Origin of the sequence: Pseudoalteromonas sp. BZA4 (genome assembly GCF_040104395.1) — a bacterium.
GTDB lineage: Bacteria > Pseudomonadota > Gammaproteobacteria > Enterobacterales > Alteromonadaceae > Pseudoalteromonas.
On sequence record NZ_JBECOT010000059.1, the window covers coordinates 1 to 23,590 of the forward strand.

Annotated in this window: 20 protein-coding genes and 1 pseudogene; 14 read left to right on the plus strand and 7 right to left on the minus strand. The window is 40.6% G+C overall.

The genetic code is table 11. From position 1 onward, the window contains the following. Positions 1-142: 142 nt before the first annotated feature. Positions 143-1,030 (plus strand): annotated as a pseudogene (locus ABMY41_RS17930) (EAL domain-containing protein); the annotation flags it as partial. Positions 1,031-1,069: 39 nt separating this feature from the next. Further along, on the plus strand, positions 1,070-1,993 hold the full coding sequence (locus tag ABMY41_RS17935; protein WP_251601750.1) for a hypothetical protein: 924 nt from the start codon (positions 1,070-1,072) through the stop codon (positions 1,991-1,993). 9 nt (positions 1,994-2,002) lie between these two features. Here the strand turns inward: ABMY41_RS17935 and ABMY41_RS17940 are convergent, their stop codons facing one another. Both ABMY41_RS17940 and ABMY41_RS17945 read right to left on the minus strand, forming a co-directional pair. Beyond that, positions 2,003-3,151 (minus strand): cellulose-binding family II protein, encoded by a 1,149-nt coding sequence (locus ABMY41_RS17940; protein ID WP_349275714.1) that lies wholly within the window; start codon positions 3,149-3,151, stop codon positions 2,003-2,005. A 71-nt stretch (positions 3,152-3,222) separates the two neighbouring features. Then, positions 3,223-3,651, minus strand: coding sequence for an Lrp/AsnC family transcriptional regulator (locus ABMY41_RS17945; protein WP_054554593.1), 429 nt, complete (start codon positions 3,649-3,651; stop codon positions 3,223-3,225). A 204-nt stretch (positions 3,652-3,855) separates the two neighbouring features. Between ABMY41_RS17945 and ABMY41_RS17950 the strand changes: the two genes are divergently transcribed. From ABMY41_RS17950 to ABMY41_RS17975, 6 genes are all read left to right on the plus strand, one after another. After that, positions 3,856-5,061, plus strand: coding sequence for an aspartate aminotransferase family protein (locus tag ABMY41_RS17950; protein WP_175080164.1), 1,206 nt, complete (start codon positions 3,856-3,858; stop codon positions 5,059-5,061). 45 nt (positions 5,062-5,106) lie between these two features. Further along, positions 5,107-6,141, plus strand: coding sequence for an arginine N-succinyltransferase (gene astA / locus ABMY41_RS17955; RefSeq protein WP_349275717.1), 1,035 nt, complete (start codon positions 5,107-5,109; stop codon positions 6,139-6,141). Positions 6,142-6,159: 18 nt separating this feature from the next. Next, positions 6,160-7,632: a succinylglutamate-semialdehyde dehydrogenase gene (gene astD / locus ABMY41_RS17960; RefSeq protein WP_349275718.1), complete on the plus strand. Its 1,473-nt coding sequence runs from the start codon at positions 6,160-6,162 to the stop codon at positions 7,630-7,632. Between the two features lie 40 nt (positions 7,633-7,672). Beyond that, complete coding sequence (locus ABMY41_RS17965) at positions 7,673-8,476, plus strand: DUF1338 domain-containing protein (RefSeq protein ID WP_055021080.1); 804 nt, start codon at positions 7,673-7,675, stop codon at positions 8,474-8,476. Between the two features lie 29 nt (positions 8,477-8,505). Beyond that, a complete protein-coding gene (locus ABMY41_RS17970; RefSeq protein WP_349275720.1) occupies positions 8,506-9,396 on the plus strand; it encodes a transporter substrate-binding domain-containing protein in 891 nt (296 codons plus the stop codon). 260 nt (positions 9,397-9,656) lie between these two features. Further along, positions 9,657-10,874: a type III PLP-dependent enzyme gene (locus ABMY41_RS17975; protein WP_349275722.1), complete on the plus strand. Its 1,218-nt coding sequence runs from the start codon at positions 9,657-9,659 to the stop codon at positions 10,872-10,874. Between the two features lie 91 nt (positions 10,875-10,965). Here the strand turns inward: ABMY41_RS17975 and ABMY41_RS17980 are convergent, their stop codons facing one another. Together ABMY41_RS17980 and ABMY41_RS17985 are read right to left on the minus strand one after the other, a co-directional pair. Next, complete coding sequence (locus ABMY41_RS17980; protein WP_062565700.1) at positions 10,966-12,246, minus strand: flavohemoglobin expression-modulating QEGLA motif protein; 1,281 nt, start codon at positions 12,244-12,246, stop codon at positions 10,966-10,968. A gap of 79 nt (positions 12,247-12,325) precedes the next feature. Continuing rightward, a complete protein-coding gene (locus ABMY41_RS17985; RefSeq protein ID WP_349275725.1) occupies positions 12,326-13,192 on the minus strand; it encodes a redoxin domain-containing protein in 867 nt (288 codons plus the stop codon). A 201-nt stretch (positions 13,193-13,393) separates the two neighbouring features. Here ABMY41_RS17985 and ABMY41_RS17990 point away from each other — a divergent pair, with 201 nt between their 5' ends. The 6 genes from ABMY41_RS17990 to ABMY41_RS18015 all read left to right on the plus strand — a co-directional run bounded on the left by ABMY41_RS17990 (position 13,394) and on the right by ABMY41_RS18015 (position 19,060). After that, the gene (locus ABMY41_RS17990) at positions 13,394-13,654 is read left to right on the plus strand and encodes a DUF3081 domain-containing protein (protein WP_054554528.1); all 261 of its coding nucleotides are present in this window, start codon (positions 13,394-13,396) and stop codon (positions 13,652-13,654) included. A gap of 7 nt (positions 13,655-13,661) precedes the next feature. After that, positions 13,662-13,961, plus strand: coding sequence for a hypothetical protein (locus ABMY41_RS17995; RefSeq protein ID WP_175080170.1), 300 nt, complete (start codon positions 13,662-13,664; stop codon positions 13,959-13,961). A 77-nt stretch (positions 13,962-14,038) separates the two neighbouring features. Then, entirely contained in the window at positions 14,039-15,634 is a 1,596-nt protein-coding gene (locus tag ABMY41_RS18000) for an AbgT family transporter (protein ID WP_054562399.1), read from the plus strand. A 112-nt stretch (positions 15,635-15,746) separates the two neighbouring features. Continuing rightward, entirely contained in the window at positions 15,747-16,712 is a 966-nt protein-coding gene (locus ABMY41_RS18005; protein WP_349275728.1) for a Solitary outer membrane autotransporter beta-barrel domain, read from the plus strand. Positions 16,713-16,785: 73 nt separating this feature from the next. Continuing rightward, on the plus strand, positions 16,786-18,522 hold the full coding sequence (locus ABMY41_RS18010) for an amidohydrolase (RefSeq protein ID WP_349275730.1): 1,737 nt from the start codon (positions 16,786-16,788) through the stop codon (positions 18,520-18,522). 19 nt (positions 18,523-18,541) lie between these two features. Continuing rightward, on the plus strand, positions 18,542-19,060 hold the full coding sequence (locus ABMY41_RS18015) for a protein tyrosine phosphatase family protein (RefSeq protein ID WP_287243544.1): 519 nt from the start codon (positions 18,542-18,544) through the stop codon (positions 19,058-19,060). Positions 19,061-19,079: 19 nt separating this feature from the next. On the opposite strand, the gene ABMY41_RS18020 is transcribed toward ABMY41_RS18015, so the two are convergent. The 3 genes from ABMY41_RS18020 to ABMY41_RS18030 form a co-directional block, all read right to left on the minus strand. Continuing rightward, a complete protein-coding gene (locus tag ABMY41_RS18020) occupies positions 19,080-19,586 on the minus strand; it encodes an Sbal_3080 family lipoprotein (RefSeq protein WP_287243546.1) in 507 nt (168 codons plus the stop codon). 25 nt (positions 19,587-19,611) lie between these two features. Continuing rightward, positions 19,612-21,858, minus strand: coding sequence for a DUF5916 domain-containing protein (locus ABMY41_RS18025; protein WP_349275733.1), 2,247 nt, complete (start codon positions 21,856-21,858; stop codon positions 19,612-19,614). Positions 21,859-22,067: 209 nt separating this feature from the next. Continuing rightward, positions 22,068-23,369, minus strand: a complete 1,302-nt coding sequence (locus ABMY41_RS18030; RefSeq protein ID WP_287243548.1) for a DEAD/DEAH box helicase — start codon at positions 23,367-23,369, stop codon at positions 22,068-22,070. Between the last annotated feature and the right edge of the window lie 221 nt (positions 23,370-23,590).

The following is a 23,590-nucleotide window of genomic DNA, read 5'->3' on the forward strand; positions in this document are numbered from 1 at the left end:
GCTAAGCTAAATGCGCGTGATTACAATCGCCAACTGGTTGAAGCGATGATCAAAGTGAAGGCGCTAAATAAGATCAACACCCTTGGTCTGCCTAAATATCAGTAAGTTAAGTGAATTTGTTAGAGAGTTGCATTTGATCAACAAGGCCGATGGTCGTGGTATTTTTAAAGTCTATTCTCCTGAAATGGGCAAAAAGATCAGACGCTACCATTATTTGCTAGAGGAAATGCGTCTTGCCATTGCTAGCAGTAATTTTCACATGTCTTTTCAACCTATTGTACACGTCGACGATTGTGCCATTGATTATTTTGAAGCATTAGTTCGCTGGGATCACCCAGTTGAAGGCTCAATTACGCCTGATGAATTTATACCCATTGCCGAAGAATCAAACCTAATACTAGAGCTCGGTGATTGGATTATGCTTGAGTCATGTAGACAGATGTCGGCTTGGTACAATGCCGGAATGAAAAAAGTCGCTATTTCCGTGAATATATCTGGCGTGCAATTAAAGCATTACGATATTTATGAATGGGTCATGGAGAAACTTGCCAAAACAGGGCTGCCTGCAAAAGCATTAATGCTGGAAATAACCGAATCAACCTTAATTAAGGCCAGCAATAAAATTATTCAATCATTAGAAAAACTTAGGGGAGAAGGTATAACCATTGCGATTGATGATTTTGGCACAGGCTTCAGCTCATTAAGTACTCTTGCAGACTTACCTATTGATGTCATTAAACTTGATAAACTGTTTGTCTCACAGGCAAACGACAACCTTAAATACAATGAAATCATGCATTCAATCAGCGAACTTGGCAGTAAACTTGGTCTGAAAGTAGTGGCCGAAGGAGTTGAAGAGATAGCCCAATTTGAATTAGTAAAATCAATGGGTATAAATTGTATCCAAGGCTATTTAGTCAGCCATCCAGAGTCTTCAGTTAATGTTGGCCATAAAGTGTTGCAAGATAATATCAACTTTATGTCTGTCACTGGAACAGGGGTTTGGAATATACAGCAACCGCTTAAGTAAGTTATAATAATCACATTATCCAAAGCCACTTCATTGTTAATGTTAAAAAAAAGCTTACTAACGGTTTTTATCTTGTCAGTCACCATTATTGGAATACTGGTAGGCTCTTCTATTTATACCCTTTACAGCAAAAAACGCTTAACTGTGGACCCAAAACTTAGAGAAATCTCCGGTATTGAATTTGATAAGTTCAATCGACTTTGGGCTATTAATGACAGTGGCGACCTACCTAAGCTCTATCGCCTTAATGAAGATGGCTCTATAGCGAAAGAAATTTTAGTTACCAATGCTAAAAATATTGACTGGGAAGACATGACACAAAACAAATTTGGTCACTTCTTCTTAGGGGATTTTGGCAATAATAAAAACGATAGAAAATGGTTAACCATTTATAAAATAGAGAACCCTATCGACATCAAAAGTGACACCACAGAAGCAGAAATAATCAAGTTCACTTATCCTGAAATGGATGGCAGCCCAATTCAACCTGATCAACGTAATTTTGATTTAGAAGCCTTTGTAGCCCTTGGCCGACACCTCTACTTATTTACTAAAAATCGCACTGAGCCATTTGATGGTATTACAAAAGTGTATAAAGTTGGCGATCATGCGGCTAACTTTGATGCACAATTAATAGATTCGTTTCAAACTTGCACCACAATGGAAAAACTTTGTTGGATCACATCTGCGGCTCTGAGCCCTGATAGAACCAAGTTAGTTCTACTAGATTCAACCAGCATTTGGTTATTTGAAAATTATCAAGGTGATAAGTTTTTTTCCGGTGATGTATCGCGCATTGACTTAGGCATTGTTACGCAAAAAGAAGCAATCACTTTTTACGATGACAACACAATTGTTTTTACAGACGAAGAGTTTAAAGGCATTGGCGGTAATGCCTATGTGATAAAGCTCGATGAAGTCGAAAAGAAAGTCATTCGCAAAGCGCCAAAAACCAATCAATAAGCCAGCGCATTATTTAGAGAGCGCTTTTTCGACATCTACACCTAAAATCAGCACTCCCATGTGCTGATTCTCCTTATCGAATATGGGCACGCTAAACTGCACCTGAAAGTGTTTAGTCGATTCATCAAATTCCACTGTATCAATGTAATAGTCATCATCTTGCTGGTACATATTTAAAAATTTGGCTTCATCACCCTGCCAATAGTCAGTTGTGACTTCACTAATAATGACATTTTTACCTTGTTTATCGCTGACGATTATTTCTGTAATCACACCTTGCATCTGCTTTTGCCATACTTGTAAGAATTGTGAACCTTCAAGTTTTAAGTAGCGCTCTGCCAGTATAGATGTATTGTCACGGACTTCTTGCGCCCACTGATGATCAAGCTGTTCTAGATCTTGCTGCGCGAGTGGTTGCTGATTACTTTTAATTACTGCTTGCTGCACCTGTTCTGAATTCGCTAATTGCTGTATTTTTTCTAAAAGTCCTTGCACTAAAGTAAGTTTTTCAATTTTTGACAATACAAAGGGGCTTTGTGAGCAACTACTTATGTGACTGTTAAAGGCATTTAAAAAGTCAGGAAACTCCTCGAGTGTTTTATTTGCTGCAAATAAACCCAAAGGCACATAACGATAGAATGTTTGCGTGTATTCATCTGGCTTTATCTGTAACTGCACAGTATTGAACTCAAACTCTTCTAAATCAAGCAAGATTCTATCTACCCGTTGCTTTTTAAATACTTTTATAAGCTCTTGCGTGGTGTTAACTTCGACTTCAATTTTCCGATTTGTTAATTGATACCAATCGGCCTGATGACTCCCTCTTACGACGCCATAACGAAGCTCGTGTTCAGCTATTGAAGCTGAATCTGCATGAGTAAACCAGTACCAGTTTTCTAAAAACATCGGGGCAGAAAGCTCACCATACTCTTGCATTTGTGATAACAGGTTTGCGGTAAAGTAACCATCGAGCCGATTTAGCTGCACTTCCCTTTTAGCCCTTAACCAAGGTAAATTCTGGAAGTGAAATGGCACATTAATTTGCTTGAAAATACATTCAACATGCGTAATTGCGTTGTGTGGTGCGTTAATTGGTAAGTTTGTACCTAACTGAAAAGGCTGAGCTACAGTGAGTGACAGCAATAATGAAGCAAGCATCAATACAAGCCCAAATAACTAACGAGTAACAGTTATTATAGACAAAAGAAGCGGTTTTACCTGATTAAGGGTTAACGCTTAAACTTCGTTTCTAAAATCACCGACGACGTTGTTCGCTCTACGCCATCTAAATTACCAATGTCATCTAATAAGTGGCTCAGCTTTTCAAGGTTTTGTGCTTGCACAACAGCAATCAAATCAAATTCACCACTAATTGCGTAGAGCTGTGAAATAGCATCAATCTGCTTTAGTTCAAGGTTCGTTTTGGTGGTCAGTTTTTGTTTCACTTTAATCGAAACGTGGGCCGATACCATCTGGCTCAAATAGGCGTCACCATAGTCTACGCTGTAGCCTTTGATCACACCTGTTTCTTCTAATTTCAACATTCTGCTTTGAACAGTTGAGCGCGATAAATTAAGCGCTCTCGCTAGGTCAGAAATACTCGCACGCGCGTTGGTTCTTAAGATAGCTAATAGTTTTTCATCTTGTGAAGTTATCACTTTGACTACTCTTTTCGTTAATTTGCTTTTTATTTTAGTCATTTTTCACAAAATAGCACTGCAAATTTAAGTCCCTAACCCAGATAATAAGAAAAATAGATAAGAAAAATAATCTCATCGTGCTTAATTAGGCAGGAACGGCTTAACTGACCTATTTTTTGCAATTTAACTTTTTTCATACTAAGCCAGATTTAGGTGCAACAAATGCAAGTAACAAGAGAACTTTTTAACGACGTAATGGTACCAAACTACAACCCATCAGAGGTGATTCCTGTTCGCGGTGAAGGCTCACGTGTGTGGGATCAAAACGGTAAAGAATTTATCGATTTTGCAGGTGGTATTGCCGTTAATTGTTTAGGCCATTGTCACCCAGCGCTTGTCAATGCCCTAAAAGAGCAAGGCGAAAAAATTTGGCACTTATCAAACGTAATGACTAACGAGCCTGCACTTCGCTTAGCTAAAAAGTTAACTGACGCTACATTTGCAGATAAAGTGTATTTTGCAAACTCAGGTGCAGAAGCTAACGAAGCGGCATTAAAATTAGCGCGTCGTTGGGCATTAGATGTACACGGCGAGCAAAAGAACCAAATCATCGCGTTTAACAAAGGTTTCCACGGTCGTACATTCTTCACTGTTACCGTAGGTGGTCAAGCTGCTTACTCAGATGGTTTCGGCCCTAAGCCTGCTGCTGTAGATCACTGTGACTATAACGATTTAGCTGCGTTTGAAGCGCTTATCAGCGACAACACATGTGCCGTGATGATGGAGCCACTACAAGGTGAAGGCGGCATCATTTCGCCAACGAGCGATTTTATCAAAGGTGTTCGCGCATTATGTGATAAACACAATGCTTTACTTATTTTTGATGAAGTACAAACAGGCGTTGGCCGTACAGGTGATTTATACGCATACCAAGGTTTAGATGTAACGCCAGACATCCTAACTACAGCAAAAGCGTTAGGCGGTGGTTTCCCAATTGGTGCTATGATCACAACAACTAGCATTGCAGAGCATTTAAAAGTAGGCACACATGGTTCAACTTACGGTGGTAACCCACTTGCATGTGCTGTAGCAGAAGCGGCTTTTGATACTGTGAATAGCGAAGAAGTACTTGCTGGTGTTAAAGAGCGTGAACAACTTTTACGCGATGGCTTTGCAGCAATCAACGAAAAATACGACGTATTTAGTGAAGTACGTGGTAAAGGTCTATTATTAGGTGCGGTTCTTAACAGCAAATTCGAAGGCCGTGCACGTGACTTCCTAGTAGCAAGCACTAAACACGGTTTAATGAGCCTTGTTGCTGGTACAAACGTTGTGCGCTTTACGCCATCTTTAGTGATTCCATTAGAGGATATCAAAGAAGGTTTAGCTCGCTTTGAAAAAGCGGTTGCAGACGTTGTAAACGGTTAATCCTAGTTGGCGCATGCTTTAGCATGCGCCATTGGAGTGCACTTAATGCAAGTATTACGTCCTATAACAGCAAATGATTTTGCTGCGTTAAAACAAATTGCTGTTGAATCTGGTCATGGTTTTACCTCTTTACCGGTTGACGACAATTTACTACAAGAAAAAATTGAACGCGCTGAACGCAGTTTTGCAAAAGATATTAATAAACCACAAGACGAAACCTATTTATTTGTATTAGAAGACAGTGAAACGGGTGACGTTATCGGCACAACGGCTATCGAAGCTGCTGTAGGAATGTCGGTTCCTTTGTATCATTACCACCAAGGTAAAACTGTTCACCATTCACCTACTCTCAACGTATATAACACGGTTGATATTCTGAGTATGTGTAATGACTATACGGGTTGCTCTGAAATTTGTACCTTGTTCTTACGTGAGCAAAACCGCAAAGGCTTAACGGGTCGCTTTTTATCACGTTCTCGCTTTTTATTTATGGCCCAGCACAGCGAACGTTTTGCTGACACCATTATTGCAGAAATGCGCGGTGTAAGTGATGAAGACGGTCATTCACCTTTTTGGCAGTGGTTACAAGAACACTTTTTTAGCATTGAGTTCCCGCAAGCTGATCACTTAGTGGGTTTAGGCGATAAAGTTTTTATCAGCGAGTTAATGCCTAAGTACCCTATCTATGCCAATTTACTGAGCAAAAAAGCACAAGCTGTGATTGGTAAGGTTCATGAAAAAACCAAGCCTGCGCTAAAACTTCTAGAAAAAGAAGGGTTTGAGCACCGTGGTTATGTTGACCTATTCGATGCAGGGCCAACTGTTGAAGCAAAGCTTGGCAATATTCGTAGTGTTCGTGAGTCACAAGTGTGCCCTATCACGATTGGTGAGCTTGTGCATATCAATGAGCAAAGCTCAGATACATTAGCTATCTGCAACCATGGTGTGAATGACTTTAGAGCCACATTTACCAAACATGCTCATTATAACCACGCCAAGCACACCTTAATCATCAGCCAAGAAGTGGCAGATGCACTTAAATTAAAACAAGGGGATGCAGCACGGTTCTTCCGTTTGTAACCACTTAAGGAGTTTAAAATGAGTGTCACAACTCAACTTATCGATAACCAATGGCAAGCTGGCCTTGGTCATGATTTTAGTTCAATCAACCCAAGTAATGGCGAGGTTGTTTGGCAAGGTAAAACAGCCACGGCTGAACAAGTCGCTGATGCAATAAAAGCAGCTCGTAGTGCGCAGCTGGGCTGGGCTGATATGACTCTTGAAGAGCGTATCGTTATTCTTGAAAACTTTGCTGCAGAGCTTAAAGAGCACAGCGAAGAGTTTGCAACGATCATCGCCCGTGAAACAGGTAAACCGCTTTGGGAAACACGTACTGAAGTAGGTGCAATGACGGGTAAAATCGCCATTTCAATCAGAGCCTATAACGAACGTACTGGGACCACAGAAAACCCAATGCCTGGCGCTAAAGCGTTTATTCGTCATAAGCCACATGGTGTTGTTGCGGTGTTTGGCCCATACAACTTCCCGGGTCACTTACCAAATGGCCATATTGTGCCAGCTATTTTAGCGGGTAATACAGTTGTATTTAAGCCATCAGAACTAACGCCTCATGTTGCTGAGTTCACCTTAAAACTTTGGCTAAAAGCAGGCTTACCAGCCGGTGTCATCAACCTTGTTCAAGGTGAAGTAGACACAGGTATTGCTCTTGCATCTCACCAAGATATTGATGGCTTATTCTTTACGGGTAGCTCAAATACAGGTCACCTATTGCATAAGCAATTTGCAGGTCACCCAGGTAAAATCTTAGCGCTGGAGATGGGTGGTAATAACCCACTGATCGTAAAAGATGTCGCAGATGTAAGTGCGGCTGTTCACGACATTATCCAGTCTGGTTTCATTACTTCTGGCCAACGTTGTACCTGTTCTCGTCGTTTATTCATTGAGAACTCGGCAAATGGCGATGCAATTTTAGAAAAATTAATTGCTTCAACAAAAAATATTAAAGTAGCCGACAGCTTCAGCGAAGATCAACCGTTCATGGGTGCAATGATCAGCGAAAAAGCGGCTTTAGGTATGGTTGCAGCTCAGCAGCAGTTACTTGATATGGGAGCAACCTCTCTTGTCGAACTTAAGCATCTTGAACCAGGTACTGGTTTTGTAAGCCCTGGTATTATTGATGTAACGGCTGTTAAAGATATGCCTGATGAAGAGCACTTTGGTCCTCTTATCAAGGTTTATCGCTACACAGATTTTGATAGCGCGATTAATGAAGCAAATAACACCTCATTTGGTTTATCTGCTGGTTTATTAAGTGATGATAGCGATGACTACCAGCATTTCTTAAAACGTATTCGTGCCGGTATCGTTAACTGGAACCGACCAATTACTGGCGCATCAAGCGCTGCACCATTTGGTGGTATTGGTGCCAGTGGTAACCACAGAGCAAGTGCCTATTACGCTGCTGACTACTGTGCTTACCCTGTTGCTTCTGTTGAAGCCGAAAAAGTTAACTTACCACAGACCCTTGCGCCGGGCTTAATTATTGAATAATTGTTTGGCGGCCTCGCCGCCTTAATTGAAGGAATTAAACATGCACACAGATGTAAACGCCCTATTTGAAAACCTATGGGACAACTATTTATCAGTTACGCCATCGGCGGTAAAAGTACATGAGTTACTTGGCTCAACACAAAAAGATGACGTGATTAACGATCACATCGCACTGCGTACTTTTAACCATGAAAAAATCGGTTTAGAAAAACTAGCTGCGCACTTTTTAGCTGTTGGCTACAAGGAATGCGGCGAGTACCATTTCGAAGCGAAAAAACTATACGCAAAGCACTTCGAACATTCAGATCCTAAGCAACCTAAAGTTTTCATTTCTGAATTACTTGTTGAGCAATGCTCAGAAGAATTACAAGCTATCGTTAATGACATGGTTGAACAGATTGACGAAGACGCTGTAACAGCGGATAATTTCCTCTATTCAGGTACGCACTGGCAAGTAAGCTCAGACACCTACAAAAAGTTGCTAGCAGAAAGCGAATACGCAGCATGGATGTCAGCATGGGGTTACCGTGCTAATCACTTTACCGTGAGCATCAATGAATTAGCAAAATTCGATGATATCGAAAGTGTAAACCAAGCACTTAAAGATGCGGGTTTTGCGCTAAATACATCTGGCGGCGAAATCAAAGGTTCACCAGAGGTTTTACTTGAGCAATCTTCAACCCTTGCTGATGACAGCGAAGTTGAATTTAGCGATGGTGTTGTTGCCGTACCGAGTTGTTTTTATGAGTTCGCTCTGCGTTACGCAAAACCAGATGGCGAGCTATACACAGGTTTTGTGGCAGCATCAGCTGACAAAATTTTTGAGAGCACCAATGCTCGATAAGTAAGTTATATTTTAATACTCAGGTCATTATGAAAAAACTAGCGTTTAACTATCAAAAAAATCGTTTTTTTTATCAAATGGCTTGGGTATTTAACCTTCCTTTAGTACTTGTTGTAACATTTATTAGTATAACTGTTAAAGCCAATGAAAAGAGTGCTTTAACTATTCTAACTCCTTCCTATTTTGCGAATGAGTATGACGAAAAGAACATAAATCAACACTTTTATAAAGTGATTGAACCTGCGTTAAGTGATGAATTTCAGCTAAGTGTCCAATTCACTAATCACGCTCGGGTAATGAAACGCCTAGCAAGCGAAAAAACGAGTTGTACTTACAATGCGATTAAGACACCCGAACGAGCTAAAAACATGTTGTTTTCAAACGTGCCTACTTATATGCACATGCAAAGACAACTGTTCGCTTTAAAGCCGAATATCGACAACATTCCATCTTCTGCATCCGTTGAAAGCCTTTTAGCAAATAAACAAATTTTTGGTGTTATAGGCTCTACAAGCTACCAACAACTGGACCCTATTTTTGAAAAGCATAATACGAAAATAGCTCACATCTATGGTGAAAACCCGTTTCTACAATTAAGTAAGTTACTACTAAATCGTCGTATTGATTATATCGTTGCGTATCGAGAGTCTTTATATTCGCACCTAGACGCGAAGCAATTAAAGTTGATCAGCTCACGAACGATAAAAGAATACCCTCAATTTATTAATGGCTTTTTTACCTGCAGTAAAACCGCGGCGGGTTATCGTGCCATTGCACTTATCGATGAATATATGAAAAGTGCAGAAATGGCTGCCTATATTCAGCAATTACACAGCCAAAGTAATCACCCAGATGACGCAAAAGCCATGCTTGATATTTATTCAAAAAGATATGGAATACGCTTCGAAAACAGTGACTAAGCCAACTCGATTTGCTGTACAAAAATAACTCGAAATATTATAAAAAAATACTTGCGCAAATAAAAAAGCAGATCTATTATCTCGCCGCTTCTTGATGATAGCCAATCCGAGTACATTACAAACCCTGTTTGTAGCAAGGCGATAGAGCAACTATCCAAGAGTGTATTTGATTGCACGGAACATACTGTGCGCTTAATAACACTCAACTGACTCGGACTTCCATTTTTTTCCGAGCAGTTGCTTAATTGCCGGAGAGTAAAATGGCTATTTCAACACTTACACAAGACTTAACAATCAAAGTACCTGCAGCGTCGGTTGCTGCAAACGAACCAGTCGCACAACCATCAAACCAATTTATTGAGCAACTTGTTGCACAACATGGCGCGCCATTAATGGTGCTAGATTGTGAATCTGTTCGTCACCAATACCGTGCATTAAGCCATGCTTTACCTGTCGTTGTTTTACACTTTGCGTTAAAGCCACTTCCTCATCCTGCGGTTGTTCGTACGCTTTTAGAAGAAGGTGCCAGCTTTGATTTAGCAACCAGCGGCGAAGTTGACTTAGTCGCCAGCCAAGGCGTACCTAGTGATCGTACAATTCACACGCACCCTATCAAACGAGATCGTGATATCCGTGATGCACTTGAATACGGTTGTAATGTGTTTGTGGTTGATAACATCAACGAACTAGAAAAGTTCATTGCATACAAAGACCAGGTTGAGTTACTTGTTCGCTTAAGTTTTCATAATGCGGAAGCTTTCGCAGATTTATCGAAAAAATTTGGTTGCAGCCCAGCAATGGCCATTGAAATCATTAGCTACGCACAACAATTAGGTATTCGTATCAAAGGGTTGTCGTTCCATGTTGGTTCGCAAACAGCAAGTCCAACTAAATATGTCACTGCCATTGCTGCATGTAACCAAGTGATTAACGACGTTGCCGCATTAGGATTACCTGCGCTTAGTACGCTTGATATTGGCGGTGGTTTCCCAGTGCCTTACAACAAAGATGTGCTGCCAATTGATGAGTTTTGTGCGCCTATTAATGATGCCTTAGCACAGTTACCAGAGACAGTTCGCGTAATTGCTGAACCAGGTCGCTTTATTGTAGCTAGTGCTGTAACCAGTGTTGCATCAGTAATGGGTCAAGCAGTACGTGATGGCAAGCCTTGGTACTATTTAGATGATGGAATTTACGGCTCATTCAGTGGTTTATTGTTTGATGAAGCCTCGTACCCTATCGACTCGTTCAAACAATCAAACGAACGCGTAGAGTCAGTGTTAGCAGGCCCGACTTGCGATAGCATCGACGTAGTAAGTGAGTCAATTATGCTACCAAAATTAAACAATGGTGATTTAATCATCAGCCGTATGATGGGTGCTTACACATTAGCGACCGCAACAGATTTTAACTTCTTCAAACGTGCAGAAGTTATCGTACTGAATGATGTAGTGCAGGTTGACGCACTCACCGGTTAATTGTTTCCTCGACTAAAAGCATGTAAGGCAACATGCTTTAACTCTTAAAATGCAGCTGCTCATTCCAGCTGCATTTTTTTTATATATTTATTTAAATAAAGAGTGGTTTGTAATCGTTTTCTAATTGTTCAAACGACAAGTTTCCAATAAAACGTCCAAAGCTTAGCCAAGTTGCTAGGCCTCGTAAGTCTTTAAAGTGTGGTGGAATAAATTTAGGGTCTTCAATCACACCTAAATCATGTAATTGCGATATCAGTCTAAAATCATCAATTGAGATTTTACCGACCAATAACAAGTGCAATTGATCAATTCGACCTAACTGAATGGCAACTCGTATAAGGTTATACACCAACACGAAACCTTTGATATAAGCGATATCTTTTGTAAAAGGTAAGCCTGTTGCTGTACTGCCTCTAAACACCCGTTGAGTAAGTGTATAACTGTCGTCTTTACTCAAACCTTGCGCTACATAATCACGATAAATATCAACAAACTCCGCACCATCAATAACCTTAGTAATACCTTGAATACGGTTCACTAACTTTGCTAAACGTCGTGGCGTCGACTTTAAGGTAATAATTTCGGTCAATACCGCAAGGCCCTCTTGGGTCACTGTAGAGCTCGGTGTGCCTTTACTTAAACAAGTTAAATATGGCTGAGCAAGACCGTTTTGCGTCGTACCCACATGGATCCAGCCTTCATGCACTTCAAGAATATCTAGCTCACGCTGAGAAAACTTAACATCTTGATTAAGTTTAATATTATTTGCACCTGCCGCAGCATCACTCACAATACCGTCGCTCAGAATAACCTCAACATCGATGCCCGGCATCGTTTGAGCCACTTGTGATGCTAGAATTTTCACGGCATCTTGTGCATCTATGTTTTTTGGATCATCCGGTAAAATATCCGCATCAAGCATACTCTTTAGCGGCTGCTCAAGCATGGTTGCAAGCTCAGAAAGTGAAGGCTCTCCTGCATGGAATAAATCCTTGGGATGACCGAACAGCTCAACTGACAAATCATGAAACTCTGGGGTACCACGATATTCAATCATACTAAGTACGGTTTTATATTCAGTACACATCTTGCTCATGTATTGCGCAATAGGATTTAGCTGCCCTAACTGGCTGATGATATCGCGATTTAAATCAGAAAACGCGCGGCGCAACTCGCTTGGTACAAAACCAAGATCACGCTGTTGGTAATAGGCTTGATCAACCGTTGGGTTCTTTTGGCATTTATGCTTAAAAAACTCTTCTTTGATTTGTTTATCCCAGTTGATCGCATCAAGAATACGAATGGGTGTTTGCAATGCGATTAATCGGTCAGATAACTCGCGTGTTTTTGCTAATAATGCCTTATCTATCATGCTCTAGGCTCACTGTAAAATGAGCCTTGAGCATAGGCTAAATTTGCATAATAACAAAGTAAAATTAAGCGGTTTTGAGCTAAAATTCAGCGTGCTTAGAAACTAATTTTCCATCGTTGTAGAGAAGTAAACTGGGTACCGAATTAATACTATTTTCGATAAATAAATCATTACCATAATCGATCGAAACCGGCATAGTTGCAGAGAATTTATCAACATATTCTTGCACTGCACTTTGATCAGTCCACAGCTGACTCACTTTAACCTCGACATTAACTCCTTGCTCTGCCAGCGTATTAACGTGTTGCTGCGCTAGTACACACTGTTTTGCCATTGCAGGGCGCGTGTCGGCTAAGTACCAGTCGCACCACGTAGCGGTGAACAGCACGGCTTTTTTACCTTTGTTCGGAATTACCAAAGGAGTCGCTTGGCCGTGCTTTTCGCCTAGTAAGCGCGCTTTATCAACTTTGCCATTGTGTGATAACAAACGTAATGTGTTATCAAGCGGTTTATCAGCTTCGTGGCCTTGAAAAATCACCTTTTTATCACTATCGATCAACACATGAAACGGGGTGCCCATAAATTCATAATGTTTAGCAACCTGGGCTGTGTGATCAGTAAATAGTGGCATAGTGAGCGAAAAGCGCTCTTTAACCTTAGCAACAGCGTGTGCATCATCATTAAGGTCAATATTAATAGCCAAAAATTGAATTTTATCGCCATACTGCTCATAAGCATGCTGAAAATGCGGCATTTGCTCCATACATGGCTTGCACCAAGTAGCCCAAAACTTTAAGTAAACAGGTTTCTTGCCTAAGTAACTGTCAAGTTTAACTATTTGCCCCGCTTCATTTTCTAACATCAGGGGAGCTGTATTTGCTGATATGCTTTTGCTTACAAGCAACAAGCCTGTTAGTAGTATCAGGGGTATAAACTTATATTTCATTGTGTGTCCCTCAAATAAAATCTATCTTAAGTTTAAGGTAAGAGAAAATATTGTAAATTTCCGACATCTGCTATCTAAATGTGATTTTAGTGATTTATCGCAAAGTAAGGTTTTAAAAACACACAGCACGTTTAATACCTGCATAAAATAGCACTAAACTTTTTATAGATCTGAAACGTATTACTTCAAAAAGGAGTCATCATGAAAAATGAGCTAGACGGTAAATTAATTCTATCTGTGTATGAAAAAATCATTCAACACGGCGAAGATCATGAAGATGGAAAGCTTTATGAGGGTATTTGCGCTTTTTCGGATATCGATGGTTATACGGTATATCTAAAAGGCAGTGGTGTGTTACTGCGCTTTGGCTTTCATAATACCTATCACCTTGACTATCAACATGAAAAGAACAAAGAAGACTTTTTAAAGAAAGTGCTTTATATCGCAGAACAGGAACTGTAGAGAAGTAATGAAACGACGGGTGAAAGCTGAATCAAATCAACAGCAGGCATTTATCAACCAAGTTATTAATGAACTAAAATCTAACCCAGGTAAGTTAGATATTATTCGCGAAAACCTTAGCTACTATCGCGAACAACAGTTCCTCAAGCGTGGCTTTTTGCTTGCTATTGAGCGTTTTGATTGGGTATTTGAAGCAAGTAACGATGTAGATCATATCTGTGCGCAAATTTTAGCCGATGATTACATTGGCAAACGTTTGCGCCGCTACCCCTTGCTATATAAGGGCGTATTGGAACGTACCTATTAGATATCCCACCGCTAAAACATGATCTGTCCGGTAAAAAATGCTAGGTTAGCGCCATTTTGAAATAATGAGAACTGGACATGTCAAAAACTATAAACTCTCACAACACCCATGAGGGTGGTAATAATGGGTTGTTTAACCGATTTTTAGCCACTGTTGAATTTTTGGGTAATATGCTCCCCCACCCTATCACTTTATTTGCAATGTTCTGCGTTGCCATTATAGTTTTTAGCGGCATTGCCGATTGGTATGGTTTAAGTGCTATTGACCCACGCCCTGAAGGCGCTGCAGGTCGAGACCCTGATGGGGTTATTGAAGTTGTCAGCCTACTTAGCGCCGAAGGCCTTCAGCGCATCGTTACTGGCCTTGTTACGAACTTCACCAGTTTTGCACCACTTGGTACAGTACTGGTTGCTCTATTAGGTGTTAGTGTTGCAGAGCACTCTGGTTTACTCTCTGCTGCTATGCGCGGCATGGTAATGGGCGCATCAAAGCGTTTAGTTACTTTTATGGTGGTGTTTGCTGCGATTTTATCAAATACGGCATCAGAACTTGGCTACGTCGTACTAATCCCATTAGCAGCAATGATATTCCACAGTCTTGGTCGTCACCCTCTTGCCGGTCTTGCTGCGGCATTTGCTGGTGTTTCAGGTGGTTACAGTGCAAACTTATTGCTCGGCACCATTGACCCGCTACTTGCTGGTATCACCACACCTGCAGCACAAATGATTGATCCAAATTACCAAGTTGGCGCTGAAGCAAACTGGTATTTCATGATGATTTCAGTATTTCTAATCGCGACTCTAGGTACGTTAGTTACAGAGAAAATCGTTGAACCTCGTCTTGGCAAGTACAACCCAGATGAAGCAAGCAATGATTTGCCAAAGAACGACATTGCAGGGCTTACTGATAAAGAAAAGTCAGGTCTTAAGTGGGCAGGTGTTTCTCTGTTAGTGGTTTCATTATTACTTGCTTGGACAATTGTTCCTGAAGACGGCATTTTGCGTAACCCAGAAACAGGCCTTGTTGCACATTCACCATTTTTAAAAGGCATTGTGGTCTTTATCTTTGTAACTTTTGGTATTCCAGGTTTTGTTTACGGCCGCGTTGTTGGCACCATGAAAAACGATAAAGATGTCATCGATGCCATGAGTAAAAGCATGAGCTCGATGGGGATGTATATTGTGCTGGTTTTCTTTGCAGCACAGTTCGTTGCTTTCTTTAAATGGACCAACCTAGGCACAATTTTAGCTATTAACGGCGCCGCTCTGTTACAAGCATTAAACCTTACTGGCCCAGAAGTATTTGTGCTCTTCATTTTAATGTGTGCTTTAGTAAACTTAAGCTTGGGCTCTTCATCTGCACAATGGGCTGTAACGGCGCCTATCTTCGTGCCAATGTTAATGCTCATCGGCTATGCGCCAGAGACTATTCAAGCGGCGTACCGAATTGGTGACTCGGTAACTAACCTTATCACCCCAATGATGAGTTACTTTGGCTTGATACTGGCTGTTGCCACTAAGTATAAGAAAGACATGGGTATTGGTACATTGGTTGCGACCATGCTTCCATACAGCATGATCTTCTTTGTTGGTTGGGTTGCATTATTCTACTTATGGGTATTTGTTCTGGGCTTCCCAGTTGGCCCTGAATCACCGATTTACTATCAGCCTTAATCTTCTTAGAGAGGTAAAAAGCCAAGCATTAGCTTGGCTTTTTTGTACCTGAGATTGTTGAAAGCTAACTTTACGACTATTATTAAGACATTAATTTTTATTGTTATTTTATATGAAAAAGCTATTTAAGCTGTGGTTTCTATTGCACGCATTAAGTGTATTTAATTTATATGCCAATCCAACAAAGCAACTCGAAACCGCATTTGCAACGTCGTTGGTTTTAACGGATGGGGACAGTATTACCTTAGGTATGGGGGATTTTGATCCGCAAGCACTATTTGACCCGCAACATAGCAGTAAAGATGAAGACAGTATCGCGCTTAGAAAAAAACTCAGACTCTACAGTATTCCTTATACTTGGCAGCTTGATGAGCCAATTTATCAACACAAACTCAGTGTGACCAGCAGGGTAAGCTATTTGAATCAATCAGATTTCATTTCGCTATTTGATAATGTGGCTGACGACTATATTTCAGAAACTGTATATAACGGCATGATCGGTTTTAATGCCGAAAAAGCACTTGGCTCTAAATGGTCATATCAATTTGGCTTCAATACTCACTACTTACATTACAACAATGACTATGAGTATAACTCTCCCGAGTCTAGGCGTAACTTTAAGCCTTTAGCTGAAAATCTTTACACCAACCTCAACAGTAATGCGCTGGTGTTAAACCCAAATGCGACCATGATCTATCGCTTACCTAGGCATTGGGGCTATTACGAGTACAAGCTTAACTTCAATTACTACTATGGATGGGCACTCTCTCACCCTGATGGGATAAGTAATGCAGCACCTGAAACATGGCGCACACTTAATGGTATTAAAGCTAAATTTAACATGTTCAAAATCGGGGTTTTTGAGCAAGCTTTTTACATTAAAGGCCAGCGTATCGATTTAGGCGGCGATAGTCGCGTAGCATTTGGGACCGATCACTTTTATGAATATGGTATCGGCTTATTATGGGACAGTAGAAAGTGGACGTCATGGTTTGACAACTTTGGCATTGGTATCAACATTCACAACGGTAGTAGCCTCGATGGCGCTGCTATTGTCTTGTACTTTAACGAAATTTAATACTATTTTTTAAAGACAAAAATTTTAAACAGACTATATTCTTAGACATAGTTAAAATTCATGGAAGATTTATATGAAACATCACCTCGCAATTGCTTGTTCATTATTTGCCTTAACGGCTTGTGATAATCCCCCTGAACAAACAGCTAAAACCCTACCTCTGCAAGTGAGTGCTGCAGATGCTATTTATTATGGTGGCGATATTCTTACGATGGCTGGCGATGAACCAGAATATGCACAAGCAATTGCAACGCAAGGTGAAAAAATCATTTTTGTTGGTGATAAAAACCAAGCGCTGGAGCATAAGTTTGGCAAAACAAAGCTGATTGATTTGCAAGGAAAAACCTTAATGCCAGGCTTTGTTGATGGCCATAGCCATGTCTATGGTGTTGGTTTGCAAGCCATGGTAGCCAATGTATTACCTAGTCCAGATGGTGATGCCAATACCGTTGAGCAAATCGTTAATATTCTCACAGCCGCACAAAATAACCCTGACTACACTACATTTATTGAAAAAACGGGGGCAATTTTAGGCTTTGGTTACGATGATGCTGAGCTTGATAGATACCCAACAAAAATGGACTTAGACCGCGTTAGTACAGAAAAGCCAGTGATCATCATTCATACTTCAGGGCACTTAAGTGTTGCAAACAGTAAAGCCTTAGCCATGGCCGGCATCGACGAAAACACAGAAAACCCAAAAGGCGGACTAATTCGTCGTATGGCAAACTCACAAGAACCTAATGGGGTGCTCGAAGAAAACGCGCATTTTGGTTTATTGTTTAAACTCATGCAGTCGTTTGATCCTGACTTACAAGATTTAATGCTGCAAGAAGGACAAAAGCTCTATACAAAATACGGCTACACCACAGCACAAGAGGGCCGAGCAACTCAAGAAGCCTATGATTCAATGGTAAGGGCATCAAAAGCGGATAAATTTGTCATTGATGTGGTTGCCTATGCCGATATGGCCACCAGCAGCAGTTTTATGGACTCACCCTATAACAGTAAAAACTACACAAATCATTTTCGTATTGGTGGTGTAAAACTTAACTTTGATGGCTCACCACAAGGGAAAACCGCTTGGTTATCTCACCCATACTTAAAAGCACCTGAAGGCCAAGAACAAGGCTATGCAGGCTACCCTACTTTTAATGATGAACAAGCCTATCAGTATATTGAAACGGCCTTTGCCAATGACTGGCAAGTAATGACTCATGCAAATGGTGATGCCGCTATTGAGCAGTTCTTAAATGCCGTTGAAAATGCCAATAACAAGCTTGGTAAAAAAGACCGCCGCCCTGTACTCATTCATGGTCAAACTATTCGTCAAGATCAGGTAAACCGTCTTAAAGAATTAGGCATATTTCCATCGCTCTTCCCAATGCATACCTTTTATTGGGGCGACTGGTATGTAAATTCGGTACTTGGTCACCCCCGAGCCGATTTTATTTCGCCCACCCATGCAGTTCGCAAACAAGGATTAATGTTCAGCACCCATCATGATGCGCCTGTAGCTCTGCCCAATGCACTGCGTGTATTAGATGCAACGGTTAACCGTACGACTCGTACAGATCAGGTACTAGGCCCAGATCAACGTGTTTCTGTGTATACTGCACTGCAAGCAATGACGACATGGCCGGCTTATCAACACTTTGAAGAAAGCTCAAAAGGGCAATTAAAACAAGGGATGCAAGCAGATTTAATTATCCTTGATAACAATCCGTTGAAAATAAAGCCTGCAGAGCTACATAATTTACAAGTGCTAGAAACCATTAGCCGCGGTGAAACCGTCTACAGCAAAAACTAAACACTTTTCAAGGAGTAACATGAATAAGTTTATACAATTAGCCTGTGCTGCGCTGCTCTCATTTTCAGCATTAGCAGCACAAACAGCTGCTACGCAACTGGATATTTTGAATCTTAAGGCTCAATCTGAGCATGTGCTAACTTCTGGGCAGCCAAGTCAAACTGATTTTGCGAAATTAAAACAACTTGGTGTTGAGAACATTATCAACCTTCGTGGTGATAACGAAACGAATTGGTCTGAGCAAGAGTTAGTCACTGAGCTTGGTATGAACTATTACCATATCCCTGTGCAATCTAAAGCTGATATTACCATTGAAAATGCTACGAAACTTCAGGCTTTGCTCAATGAGCACCAACAGCAAACCACCTTACTTCACTGCGCGAGCAGCAACCGTGTTGGCGCTCTTGTTGCGCTATACAATGCCATAACCTTAAAAAAGCCAATTGATGAAGCTGTCGAGATTGGTAAGCAATGGGGCTTAAAAAGCCTTGAAGGCGTGGTAAGAAGTAAAGTAAACGAAGAAGTTGGTCAGCTATAAGCTGACCAACATACTTGCTTTATATTGCCTTTTTCTGGCTTTCTTGTTGTTTCTTAGCTTCAACTTGCTGAAACATCGAATCAACGAGCTCAATGATTTTTTCGTTCGCATCAATAAACTTATCTAAACCACCACCCGTACGATAGCTTGCTTGCGCAATTGTTTTAGTTTGGTCAACATTAGTGACCCAAATATTGGCATATGCCATATAAAGGGCTAAATCCCAACGCCAGTTAGCAACATAAAACGCAACAGCATCACAACCATCTGTGTTAGCAGTTGAGATGTCTGTTTGATACGCTTGATGTTTCATAACATAGTTGGCTGGGATCACACGCGTTTTCACGTTATGTTTTGCAAAGCCTGATTGTAGTGATGTTACAACACCTTCTTTTACAGCTTGATGCTCTGCAATACACACGGTTTTTGGTTTTTCCGCTTCAAAACGACTTACATCTTGTTTCGCTGCACAACCCGCAAGTACGGTTGCTGCAACTGCAACAGCTGATATTTTTGCAATATTCATTATGATTTTCCTTTTTTATAATTTTTTAAAGCTGCCATGCATAGCTTAGCTTAGTGAAGAAGGTACGTTGATCACGCTCAAGGTTCTTCAATGAATCATCTTGATACCCTTTATCAGAATACCCTAAATAAAACAGTGTCTGCGAGTTAATCTTGTACGAATACACTAACTGACTGCCATAATCACGGTTAGTTTGGCTTACATCAAATCGATAAGCTTCGTTGTTTCGATCGACATCTTCAAACTGCAAAACGAGTTTCAGCATTGAACGCATATTAAATTTATAATAAACGCGTAGATCCGTTAAGTTAGCAGTATAAACACGCTCATTTTGCTCGTTATCTAGGTAGCTGTAGCTGTGCTCTAGTTGCACCTGCCAATGATCGTTAATATCCCACGTCATCTCAGGCTCAATGCGAACCATAGTACCTAGAGCTGCATTACTGTAATCAATTTTACTGCCATATTGAGCATACAATAAAAAGCTAATGTCACGAATGGGTCTAAAACCGCCGTAGATATAACCTATGTTTTGATTAAAAAACTCGCCAGCATAAAACTCATTACGATGGATAAAGCCAATTTCTGTTTGCGACTGCATCTTACCTTTAAAGGTAAAAAAGCCATCGTATTCTTCTTCGAGTAGCTCGCCATTTTGCGCCCATGTTTTATCCCACTCAACATTGTAGCTGTACTCTGTGATTGCATCATCAGCATCAAGATACCAAGTTTGTCCACCGCCTAGTTGTACTTGCTCGTAATCAACTTTAGCTTGATAACCCAAATCTGAGCGGTATTCTTTACCTATATTTTCGTAATTAGCATAGACTTCGTAATCACGCTTAGTTCTTGTAAATTCAATGGCATAAGCTTGATCTGATTGATTTTTATCAATGCCATAATAATCAACTAAAAATTCTGAGTTAGTGGTATCTGTGCTTGCTACTTGATACTGCAAACTATCTGATTGATTAAACCAGTAACTACCATCTAAAGATAACACCGTATTATGATAATCATCATTTTCACGGTGAGTGCTCATCACACCAATTGTGCCTTTTTGGCCAATATCAAACTGATAGCGCCCTGCTACGGCTTGCGTTTTATCTGCTAGATTAGCAAAGCCAGAACCTTGATTCGTCGGAAGTAAGACACTGGTATTCTGATCGTCAGCGTACATAAAACCATAGCTGTGCGCGCCGGTTTTACCTGTTAACTTTAAACCCACATCAGGTTCAGCAATCATTCGCGTATATAAAAGCTCTAGTTGGCTGGTACCAAAATAAGAGGCGCCATCTAAAAAGAATGGACGCTTTTCAGCATAATAAATTGAGTAAGTAGTATTTACATCAAGTTCAAGTGAATCTGCCTCGACCTGCGAAAAGTCAGGATTAATGGTGGCATTAATAACCGCATCTTGCGTCACCCCCCAACGTAAGTCCATGCCCGCTTCAGTATCAATATCACCATTTTGCCAATCTCCCGGTACTTCGTCTTTGGTATCATGGCGAAGCGCAGTTAAAGTTGGCGTAAGCTGAATGTTTTGGCTTTCTGTCATGTTGGCAAAGCCTGTGAGTTTATCAAACTGGCAAAAGCTACATTTCACATCTCGGTCAAAACCAACATTCGACATTTGATAATACACATCACGCGGATAATTTCGCCAAACTGCAAAACTCCACGTTAACTCTGTTTGACCTTTTGGAAAACGAAGTGCAGTGAATGGAATACGCATTTCAACTACATAACCGTCGTCGGTAATTTGCCCTGCACTGTCCCAAATGGCATCCCATGATGGATCTTCCACCCAATCATCAATATCAGTCATGCGCATATCGCCTTGCGCACCAAGAGGGTTTACATAAAACTCATAGCCGGTTCGTTCATCATTGAAGGTATCAATCATCAAGGCAACATTGTCATCTTGCCAAAGCGTATCACGATCTCGAAGGGCGGCACGAATTTGAGAAGGGTCATTATCTTTTGCAATAAAACCAACATATAAGTATTTACCATCTTCATACATGTAGGCATCGGTTGGTACGAGCGGCGTGCCTTTTTCGGTTGGTTCATTCTGATATTTTAATGGTACTTTTGTGGCGTATTGCCAATGCGACTCATCCATCACACCATCAACGCTAATAGACTCTTTAATATGGGCAAGGGAGAATTCTGCTTTATCAAATGCATTGGCAGAAAAAGGCACACAGGCAACACTAAGTAAAAAAGTAGGGGCGACTATTTTATTTATTATTCTTTTTAAGTACTGCATAAACATCCATTTAGACACTGACGCGCTAGAAACGCTACTTGACTGATTTCAAAGCGATTGTAATTCAGTAAGGTACATTTGTTAATCTAATTTTCAGTTTTATGTCATAAAATTTAACAAAATACTCCATTTGTACTAATAAAAGAGCCAAAAAAGCCCCATTGCCAAACAGCAATGGGGCTTTTTCATACGTTTGTTATCGAAATCTATTACTTTTTAAGGCTTAATTTATTACCTTTCAAAGATTTGCGAACATTTGCGATTCGTGAACGGTTCTTTGCACGCGCTTCGCCCGTTGCCTGACCCGAAGCCTTATTTGAACGGCTACGACGTAAATGCGACGGCTTTTTACTAATTTTATCAATCAGTACTTCACGGCTGCTTACTTCGTAACCTGGTAAAACAACACGCTTGATGCGCTGTCCGATTAGCTTTTCGATATCGAATAAAGTGTTTTCTTCTTCACGGCTCACAAACGAAATTGCTTGACCCGGCTTACCAGCACGACCTGTACGGCCGATACGATGCACGTAGTCTTCTGCAAGCCAAGGTAGATCGATGTTGATCACACGTGGCAACCCTTCAATATCAATACCACGAGCAGCTACTTCGGTTGCGACTAGTACGCGAACTTTACCTTCTTTAAACTCGCGTAAAGCGCGGCGGCGGTTACCTTGGGTTTTATCACCATGACAAACAACAGCAGGAATCCCGTCAAGATTAAGCTCTTTTACAAGCTCATCAGCGGTTTCTTTCATGTTTACGAAAACAAGTACCTGCTGCCAGTTTTTCTTACCAATCAATTCAGATAAAAGCTCTTGCTTACGGCGCTCTTCAACTGGATAAACAACATGTTGCACTGTTTCTGCAGTACTGTTTGTTTGATCTACACGAATGATTTCAGGCTGCTTTAGTACTTTACTCGCAAATTGTTTAATTGCCGCCGGGAAAGTGGCAGAGAACAATAAGATTTGACGCGCTTCATCACAACCATTAATAACAGTTTGCATATCGTTGATAAAGCCCATGTCTAGCATACGGTCAGCTTCATCAAGCACTAAATGCTTAACATTAGCTAAGCTGATGTTACCTAAACGTAGATGATCAAGTAAGCGCCCTGGCGTTGCAACCACGATGTCGACACCTGCTTTCAAATCGTTAGCTTGACCCGCTAGATTAATACCACCAAACAAGCACACTGTTTTGAGTTCGGTGTATTTTGCAAACGCTTTAAAATTATTAGCAATTTGCTCAGCTAATTCGCGGGTAGGTGCAAGCACTAAAGCACTTGGTGCATTATTTTCACTAACCGCTGATTCTGATAATTTTTGGATAAGTGGTAAAGCAAATGCAGCGGTTTTACCCGTGCCTGTTTGCGCACTAACAAGTACGTCTTTGCCTTTTCTTACCGCAGGAATTGCACTACGTTGAACGGGAGTAAGCGTTTCGAAATTAAGCTCTTCTAATGCCTGTAAAAGCTCAGAAGAAAAACTAAATGATTTAAAATTCATGCTGTATAACCTGCGGCCATCATATCAAGGGTCGCAAATTATACAGAAAAAAAATGACTTTAGTTAGTTATAACTTAACTAAAGTGCCTTTTAATGCACGGCAAGATCATTATAAATTGAACTTATAGAGCAAGTAGTGATCAGATCAAGGCATAATAATTACTTGGTCGCATAAATATGAGCACTACTTTTCTGAAACATTTTAATTCAATTACAGATCC